The organism is Calidithermus terrae (assembly GCF_003574345.1).
GTDB classification, from domain to species: domain Bacteria; phylum Deinococcota; class Deinococci; order Deinococcales; family Thermaceae; genus Calidithermus; species Calidithermus chliarophilus.
The window spans coordinates 1-7,827 of the sequence record NZ_QXDL01000189.1 but is presented as its reverse complement, the minus strand read 5'-3'; the positions used below and the strand labels follow the sequence as shown (position 1 = coordinate 7,827).

General features: G+C 71.3%; 10 protein-coding genes. 6 read left to right on the top strand and 4 right to left on the bottom strand.

Going from position 1 to position 7,827, the window contains the following annotated elements:
- Positions 1-157: 157 nt before the first annotated feature.
- Positions 158-1,378, bottom strand: a complete 1,221-nt coding sequence (locus Mterra_RS16815; RefSeq protein ID WP_119316208.1) for an MFS transporter — start codon at positions 1,376-1,378, stop codon at positions 158-160.
- A 117-nt stretch (positions 1,379-1,495) separates the two neighbouring features.
- Here Mterra_RS16815 and Mterra_RS16810 point away from each other — a divergent pair, with 117 nt between their 5' ends.
- The 5 genes from Mterra_RS16810 (at position 1,496) to Mterra_RS16790 (ending at position 4,980) form a co-directional block, all read left to right on the top strand.
- Complete coding sequence (locus Mterra_RS16810; RefSeq protein ID WP_170159713.1) at positions 1,496-2,125, top strand: ArsR/SmtB family transcription factor; 630 nt, start codon at positions 1,496-1,498, stop codon at positions 2,123-2,125.
- 338 nt (positions 2,126-2,463) lie between these two features.
- Positions 2,464-3,279 (top strand): DUF5602 domain-containing protein, encoded by an 816-nt coding sequence (locus Mterra_RS16805; protein WP_119316207.1) that lies wholly within the window; start codon positions 2,464-2,466, stop codon positions 3,277-3,279.
- A gap of 27 nt (positions 3,280-3,306) precedes the next feature.
- Positions 3,307-3,726: a c-type cytochrome gene (locus Mterra_RS16800; RefSeq protein ID WP_119316206.1), complete on the top strand. Its 420-nt coding sequence runs from the start codon at positions 3,307-3,309 to the stop codon at positions 3,724-3,726.
- A 114-nt stretch (positions 3,727-3,840) separates the two neighbouring features.
- Positions 3,841-4,146: a DUF1330 domain-containing protein gene (locus Mterra_RS16795; protein ID WP_119316205.1), complete on the top strand. Its 306-nt coding sequence runs from the start codon at positions 3,841-3,843 to the stop codon at positions 4,144-4,146.
- A gap of 66 nt (positions 4,147-4,212) precedes the next feature.
- Positions 4,213-4,980 (top strand): SDR family oxidoreductase, encoded by a 768-nt coding sequence (locus Mterra_RS16790; protein WP_119316204.1) that lies wholly within the window; start codon positions 4,213-4,215, stop codon positions 4,978-4,980.
- A gap of 227 nt (positions 4,981-5,207) precedes the next feature.
- Here Mterra_RS16790 and Mterra_RS16785 read toward each other — a convergent pair whose 3' ends face one another.
- From Mterra_RS16785 to Mterra_RS16780, 3 genes are read right to left on the bottom strand one after another with little or no spacing between them, the layout of a single operon-like run.
- Positions 5,208-5,603 carry a nuclear transport factor 2 family protein gene (locus Mterra_RS16785; protein ID WP_170159712.1) on the bottom strand — a complete coding sequence of 132 codons (396 nt, stop codon included), beginning with the start codon at positions 5,601-5,603 and terminating at the stop codon, positions 5,208-5,210.
- Positions 5,604-5,632: 29 nt separating this feature from the next.
- Positions 5,633-5,773 carry a hypothetical protein gene (locus Mterra_RS22495; protein ID WP_170159711.1) on the bottom strand — a complete coding sequence of 47 codons (141 nt, stop codon included), beginning with the start codon at positions 5,771-5,773 and terminating at the stop codon, positions 5,633-5,635.
- 18 nt (positions 5,774-5,791) lie between these two features.
- Positions 5,792-6,286: a cupin domain-containing protein gene (locus Mterra_RS16780; RefSeq protein WP_119316202.1), complete on the bottom strand. Its 495-nt coding sequence runs from the start codon at positions 6,284-6,286 to the stop codon at positions 5,792-5,794.
- 156 nt (positions 6,287-6,442) lie between these two features.
- Here Mterra_RS16780 and Mterra_RS16775 point away from each other — a divergent pair.
- Positions 6,443-7,827: ATP-binding protein (locus Mterra_RS16775; RefSeq protein WP_119316201.1), on the top strand; the 1,385-nt coding region annotated here is incomplete at its 3' end.

The following is a 7,827-nucleotide window of genomic DNA, read 5'->3' as shown; positions in this document are numbered from 1 at the left end:
CGTTTTACCCGCCGTGCGTCGCCCAGCTCGGCCTCCGCGAAATGCAGGCTGGCCCATTGAACCGGATCCTCGGGATGCAGTTCCATCGTCTCGAACCATACAGGGTTGAGATGTGGGTAATGACAAGGGCTTTAGCCGTGGGGTGGTTTACCCGCTCTCAACCCCCCGCCCGTGTCCCCATCGCGGGCTGTGCCGCTCGAGGCTTGCTGAAGACGAGCCACACCGCCACCATCAGCAACGTCGCCCCTCCGGCCACGCTGAAGATCAGGGCGGGGCTCAGGCGGTCGACGACCGGGGCCAGCAGCAGCAGGGCGATGGGCATGCCCACCTGGCCCACGCTGCCCAGCACCCCGAAGACCCGGCCGCGGAACTCGGGGGCCACCAGGCTCTGCAGCAGGATCACCAGGCTGGTGTTGACCAGGCCGTTGGCGACGCCCCCCACCACGGCCAAGGCGTACATCCACCCCACCTGCCCCACCCAGCCGATGGCGCCCATCGCCACCGCCATCACGCTCAGGCCCAGGCTGAAGGCCACGCCGGGCTGCAGCCTGGGGCCCAGCACGCTCACCAGCACGTTGCCCAGCACGATCCCCGCGGTGAAGGAGCCCATGAAGAAGCCGTAGCCCTGCGCGCCCAGGCCCAGGTCCTGCATCATCTTGGGGATGAGCATGAGCACCGGGGCGAAGGTCATGTTGATGAAGAAGGCCATCAGCGGGACCAGGGTCAGGACGCGGCTGCGGGCCATCAGGCGCAGGCCCTCGCCCAGCCCTTGCCAGAAGCCCTCGTGCCGCACCTGCCCCACGAAGGCGGGCATCCGCACCAGCAGCAGGAGGCCGGCCATCACGAAGAAGGAGACGGCGTCGACGAGCAGGGCCAGCGGCGAGCCGATCTGGCTCACCAGCACCCCGCCCCCCACCAGCCCCAGGAAGTTCATGCCCTGGGTGGCGGTGCCCAGCAGGCCGTTGGCGCGGGCGAGCTGGTCCTTGGGGACGAGCTCGGGGAAGACCTTGGCGGCGGCCGGGCCGTAGATCACGCCGATGACGCTCATCAGCACGGTGGCCGCGTAGATCAGGGGGATGCTGACCTCTCCCCGCGCGGCCAGGGCCCACAGCCCCAGGGCGATCAGGCCGCGGGCCACGTCGCCCAGCACCAGCGGGGGCTTGATGGGCAGGCGGTCCACCAGGTTGCCGGCCAGCGGCGCGAAGAGGCCGGGGATCAGCGAGAGGGCCAGGTTGACCCCCATGCTCGCGGCCGAGCCGGTGAGCTCGAGGATCAAGAACGAGAGCGCGATGCCGGCCAGCGCGCTGCCGAAGCTCGACTGGGCGGTGCCCAGCCAGTAGAGCACGAAGTCGCGGTTCCAGAGCTTGGCGGGCGGCATCAGGCCACCCCCTCGAGCTCGGGGGCGTTCGGGTCTTTCCGGGGCGTGGGGTGGGTCAGGGCAGGGGTCATCGCGCTTCCTCTTCTCGAGGCCAGGGTGCGGGCTAAGCTACTTGGTGTGAAAGAGGAGATCTCAAGTAGGCAGCTCAAGCTGCTGCTGGTGCGCGAGAACCAGCGCATCCTCGACCGGCTCCTCAAGAGCCCCGGCAGCGCCCAGGAGCTCGTGGAGCAACTGGGCCTGGACATGAACCGCGTGCACTACCGCCTGCGCCAGATGCAGGCGGCGGGCCTGGTGCGGGTGCGGGAGGAGCGGCGGCGCAAGGGCCGGGCCGTCAAGGTTTATGAGGCCGCGCAGGAGCGCTTCCTCATCCCCTTCAGCGCCTCTACGGCCGCCAGCATCGAGGAGCTGATGCAACAGGTGTACCACGAGGCGATGGACCGCTTCGTGCACAACCTCATCCGCCAGTTCGCCCGGTACGACCCCGAGTGGGGGGTCTTCGCCCAGCCCGACGAGCGCGGCAACCTGAGCATGGCCTTCGGCCTGTTCAACCCGGAGCCCGGCGCCCCCTGGCGCGCAGAGCTGCGCGAGCGCATCCTGGGCGAGTGGGGCGGGCTCTCGCTCACCCCCCAACAGGCCAAGGACTTCATCCGCGAGCTGCGGGCGCTGCGCGAGAAGTACCGCCGGATGGCCCCGCTCGAGGGCAGGCCGCACATGGTGGGGCTGTTCGTGGTGGAGGGGGTGGCCTGAGGGGTTTTACCGCCGGGCGCGTGAAATCCTGCGACAGAGCCGGTATCGTGACCCTAGAACCCAAGAAGATTTTGGGTCAAAGTAACCCCGCCATCTATATACGCTAAAGCAGTGCCATCATCAGTGTAGGCCACTGCAAAAGGCATTATGGCTACGAGTAAAACTAAGATGCGGATCTCGCTTGCTGAGCTTCACGGTTCGGCATAACGCTCGAGCCATTGGCGAGCCAAGATAGAGCAGCCCAGAGGCCAGCTACAGGGGCTGTCACAACCCAGTCACACCCCCCCCGCTATCGTGCCTCTCGCAGCCCTGGAGCGCAGGGACTGCAAGGAGAGAGCATGAGCAAAGCCATTTGGACAGGCATTACCGTAGCCGCGCTGGGCCTGGGGGCCCTGGCGGTGCTGGCCCAGAACAGCCAGGGCCAGACCGTCATGGGGCAGACCAAGACCCTCTTCGGCGGCCAGGTCTCGAGCTGGGCCAAGCTCGACGCCAAGGGACAGGTGCTCGAGGCCGGGATCACCGTGCCGATGAGCGTGGTGGAGAAAGCGCCGCTGCCCGGGCCCAACGACAAGCCCCAGGCCGAGGGCGGCCCCGGCTTCGGGCCCGAGGCGATCCTCGAGTTCCCCGCGGCCGTCAAGAAGACCACCTTCCTCGACCACGTGCAGGTGTGGTGGGAGGGCTTCGGCCACCCCCCGGAGCGCTACCTGGCCCCCCACTTCGACTTCCACTTCTTCGGCATCCCCGCCGCCGAGGTGGCCAAGATCGACTGCAAGGACCTGACCCCGCCCGCGCTCGAGCTCACCCCCAAGGGCTACGCCCCCGCGGTGCCCCCCGGTGCCAACGCCGCCGAGTTCTGCGTGCCGCTGATGGGCTTCCACGGCGTGCCGATGTCGGAGTTCAGCGCCCCCGGCCAGCTCAAGCCCGGCCTCTTCGACCACGTGCTGATCGCCGGCTTCTACAAGGGGCAGTACACCTTCAGCGAGCCCATGATCACCCGCGAGTTCCTGCTGAAGAAGCAGAACCTCGACCTCGAGGTCAGCCGCCCGGCCAAGGTGGGCCGCAAGACCCTCTACCCCACCCGCTTCAAGCTCACCTACGACGCCAAGGCCAACGCCTACCACCTGGCCTACAGCAACTTCCAGGCGGGCGAGTAAGGCCGCCGGACGCCCCGAGGTGAGCCCGTGAAACGCACCGCCCTGACGTGGACCCTCCTCCTGAGCCTGCTGGGCCTCTCCCTGGCCCTCGCCCACGGCGGGCACGCGCACCTCGGGGTGTTCCCCGCCTGGTACAGCGCCGCCCAGGCCGAGCGCGGCCGCGCCCTCAGCCTCCAGAAGTGCGCCGCCTGCCACGGCCCCCGGCTCGAGGGCCGCTACGGCCCCCCCCTGGCCGGCCCCCGCTTCCTGGCCCGCTGGGGCGGGCGCACCGCCGAGGAGCTCGCCCGCTACGTCGCCGCCCGCATGCCGCAGGGGCGGGCGGGCACCCTCAAGGAGGCCGAGGTGCTCGACCTGCTGGCCTTCATCCTCCAGGCCAACGGCTACCCGGCAGGGGAGCAAACCCTGCAGACCAAGACGCTCAAGCAGATCCAGATCCTCAAGCCCTAGCCCTCCAGCCCCTGCCGCGCTCCGACCCTCCACCGGCTCTGCGACTCCGCAGGCCCGGCGGGGGGTTTAGGGCGACCGGGGCTGCGAAGCGCAGATCCAGGAAAGGAACAGACCATGCCCAAGGGTTACGTGATCTTCACCTCAGCCATTCACGACAAGGACCGCTACGACCGCTACGTCGAGAAAGCGGTGCCCACCATCCTCCAGCACGGGGGGCGCCCGCTCGTCGCCTACGACGGCCCGATGGTCGTCGAGGGGCGGTGGCACGGGACACGCACGGTGGTGCTCGAGTTCGACTCGCTCGAGGCCGCGCACCGCTGGTACCGCTCGCCGGAGTACCAGGCGGCCGCCGGCGAGCGCCGGGCCAGCGCCGAGGCCAACGTCGCCATCGTCGGCGGCTTCGAGATGCCTGTTCCCTAGAGCCACCGCAGGTCACAGAACCGTCGCGGCCCCGGGTGTAGGGTGGGCGGCGATAAAGGAGGAAGCATGAGAGTACTGGTCACAGGCGGGACCGGGGTTCTGGGGCGGCAGGTGGTGCAGGAGCTGCTGCGGCGCGGCGTCCCGGCCCGGGTGCTCAGCCGCAAGGCCCGCCCCCTGGCCGCGCTCGAGACCGTGCAGGGCGACCTGCTCGAGCCCTCCACCCTCCCCGCGGCCCTGGACGGGGTCGAGGGGGTCATCCACTGCGCCTCCAACCCCGCCCGGCCCAAGGAGGACCCCGCGGCCACCCGCAACCTCATCGCCGCCGCCCACGCCGCCGGGGTGAAGCACCTGGTCCTCATCAGCATCGTGGGCATCGACGGCATGCGCTGGAACCCCTACTACCGCGCCAAGCTCGAGCAGGAGCGCTTGGTCGAGGCCGGCGGCGTCCCCTACACCCTGCTGCGGGCCGCGCAGTTCCACGACTTCGTGGCCTTCCTGCTGCGCTCGCTGGGCAGGGGCGGGGTGCAGTGGCTCCCCGCCTTCACCCTCCAGCCCGTTGACACCGAGGCCGTCGCCGCGCGGCTGGTCGAGGCCGCGCTGGGCCGTCCCGCCGGCCGCCTCCCCGACCTGGTGGGCCCCGAGCCGCGCACCCTGGCGAGCCTGGGGCAGGAGTGGCTCGCCGCGACCGGGCAGCGCAGGCGGGCCGTGGTGATCCCGCTGCCGGGCTGGGTCGCCCGGGCCTGGCGCCCGGTCGGCGGCCCCGAGGCCGAGCGCGCCGGGCGCTCGTGGGGCGAGTGGCTGGCGCAGCAGGGCGCCCAGACCCAGGAGGCCTAGCCGTGCCCCCCCTCGTGCGCGCCGCCGAGCTCGCCTGTCGGTGGCCGATAGCCGATGGCCGGACGCCGGACGCCGGGCGCGGGTCGTGCGTCCTGCGTCGTACGCCGTACGCAAAACGCCCCTTCTTCGCCCCCCTTAACAAGGGGGGCTAGGGGGGATATCCCCACATGAGCCACAGGCTGACGGCTGACCGCTGAACGCTGACGGCTGACCGCTACCGGCTTCCCTTACCGCCAGAACGCGTCCACGCGGTGCTGGTCGTAGTTGTGCACCCAGCACTCGGCCACGCGGCCGGTCTCGAGGCGCAGCAGGTACACCACGCGGCTCTCCAGGCGCTCGCCCTCGCGCTCGACGACGTTGGTAGCTAGCACGGCGGCGTGCTTGTGGCCGGCCAGCACGTCGTGGACGCGGACCTCCAGCCGGCCGGCGGTGCGGCGCGAGAGTTCGCCCCAGAACTGCAGGAAGCCGTGGCAGCCGTGGTACTCCCCGGAGTGCGGGTTGCGCCCCGGCACGTGCAGCACGGCGCCGGGGGCGAGCAGGATCTGCAGGTTGGCGAGGTCGCGGGCCTCGAGCGCCGTGAAGACCTCACGGGCCAGGGCTTCTTGGGGGGATGTCGCGGGCACGGTTTCACCTCGGGGGTGCGGGGAGCGGCTCAGCGGCCCAGCTCCTCCAGCGCACGTCCGCCGGGCGTGTTGCGCAGCCAGGCGTGGGGCTCGAGGGCGCTGCGGTGGGTCTCGCGCCCCGCCCCCAGGCGGCCGAGCAGGCGGTTGAGCAACACGACGAAGCCTCGCACGTCAGCCTCCTCGCCCTTTCACAGCGGCAGGATCTCGATGCCGTGGGCGCGGGCGACCTCGACCAGCCGGCCCAGGTCGAGGGGGGCCTTGGGCCGGTCCTCCCGCAGGCCCAGCCCGGCCAGGAAGACGTCGTGCACGTCGGCGGCGGCGCCCAGCTCGGCGTAGAACCGGGCGTGCGCCAGCCCGGGCGCGAGGGTGGCGAGCACCCGGGCGGGCCCCGGCCCCGTGCTCTGCAGGGCGTGGACGGCCCCGGCCGGGATCAGGAGGGTCTGGCCGGGCTCGAGCCCGACCAGCTCGTCCTCCAGGCGCACCGCGAGGCGGCCCTCGAGCACGTAGAGCTGCTCGGGCTCGGCCGGGTGGCGGTGGGGCACCATGCCCTCGCCCACGGGGACGACGAGTTCGAACATCGAATAGTGGCCCCGGGTCTCGCGCCCGGTCGCCAGGAAGGTAATGCCGGTGCCCAGCACGCGCAGGGTGGTCCCGGCGCGGGGCAATGCTTCGGTGGGGTTCATAGGCTTCTCCAGTCGCTGTTCCGGAACTTTCCCGGTCACGCGGGGCAGCTTAGGGCAGGGTCTGTGACTGGCCTGTGACAGCGCAGCGCCCCAGCCGCGCGAACGCTTCTCGCCGCCCCCGCAAGCTCGTACAATGGCAGCACGAGGGAAAAGAACGTGACCCACCGGCTCAGCCTCCTCGGCCCTGCCCGCCTCCACACCTCCCAAGGAAGCCTCCCCCTCGAGCGCAAGACCGCCGCCGTGCTGGCTTACCTCGCGCTGGAGGGGCCGGTGCACAAGTACCGGCTGGCGGGCTGGCTGTGGCCCGGCTCCGGCGAGACCGCCGCGCGCAACAACATGCGCCAGCTCCTGCGCCGCCTGCGGCTGGCCGCCGGGGAGGTGGTGCTGGGCGAGGACCGCCTGGAGCTCGCGCCCGAGGCCGAGGTGGACGTCAAGCGGCTGTCCTACCTCGAGACCCCCTCGCTCGAGCTGCTGACCCAGGAGGCCGAGCTGCTGGGCGAGCTGAGCTACGACGACTGCCCCGACTTCGAGGAGTGGCTCGAGGGCGCCCGGGCGGAGCTGCGGCAGTTGCGCGCCCACGCCGCCCGCGACGAGGCGGCGCGGCTGGAGGCTTCGGGCAACCCCAAGCAGGCGCTGGCCTACGCCCAGGTGTGGGCGCGCATCGAGCCCCTCTCCGAGGAGGCCCACCGCCAGGTGATCCGCCTGCACTACCTCGTCGGCGACCGCGGGGCCGCCCTGGCCGCCTTCGAGCAGTGCAAGCGCGTGCTGCGCGACGAGCTGGGCGCCGAGCCGCTGCCCGAGACGCTGGAGCTCGTGCGGCTGGTCGAGCGCGGCACCGAGCTGCCGGGCGCCGCCCCCAGGCCCCGGGCCGCCGTGCTCCCCGCCGCCGTGCTGCGCCCGCCGGTGCTGGCGGGGCGCGAGCGCGAGTGGGCGATGATGGAGGAGGCCTGGGAAGAGGGGAAATTCATCTTCCTGGTCGGGGAACCCGGGGTGGGCAAGTCGCGCCTGGCTACCGACTTCCTCGCCAGCAAGGGCCGCTTCGTGCACCTCGAGACCCGCCCCGGCGACGCGAAGATCCCCTACTCCACCAACAACCGCTTCGTCCGGATCATGCTGGCCCAGTACCCCGACTACTCCCCCCCGGAGTGGGTGCGCCAGACCCTCGCCCCCTGGCTCCCCGAGCTCGGCGAGGGCCCACCCGCCTCCGACCCCGGCCTGCAGACGCGCTACTTCGAGGCCGTGGGCCACGTCTTCGACCAGATCGGCGCCCACGGCGAGGCGGCCTTCGTCGATGACCTGCAGTTCATGGACGACATCTCGGCCCAGACCGGCGAGTTCCTGCTCTCCCGGCTCTTCCCGCTCAACCAGCCGGGGGGCCTGCGGGGCTTCGTGACCTGCTACCGCAAGGGCGAAATCTCGCCCCTCATCGAGCAGATGCACGCCGAGATGGTCACGTGGGGCATGGCGGTGCGGGTCGAGCTCGACCCGCTGCCCCCCGCCGCCGTCGGCGAGCTGCTGCAGGGCCTCGGCCTCCCCGACCC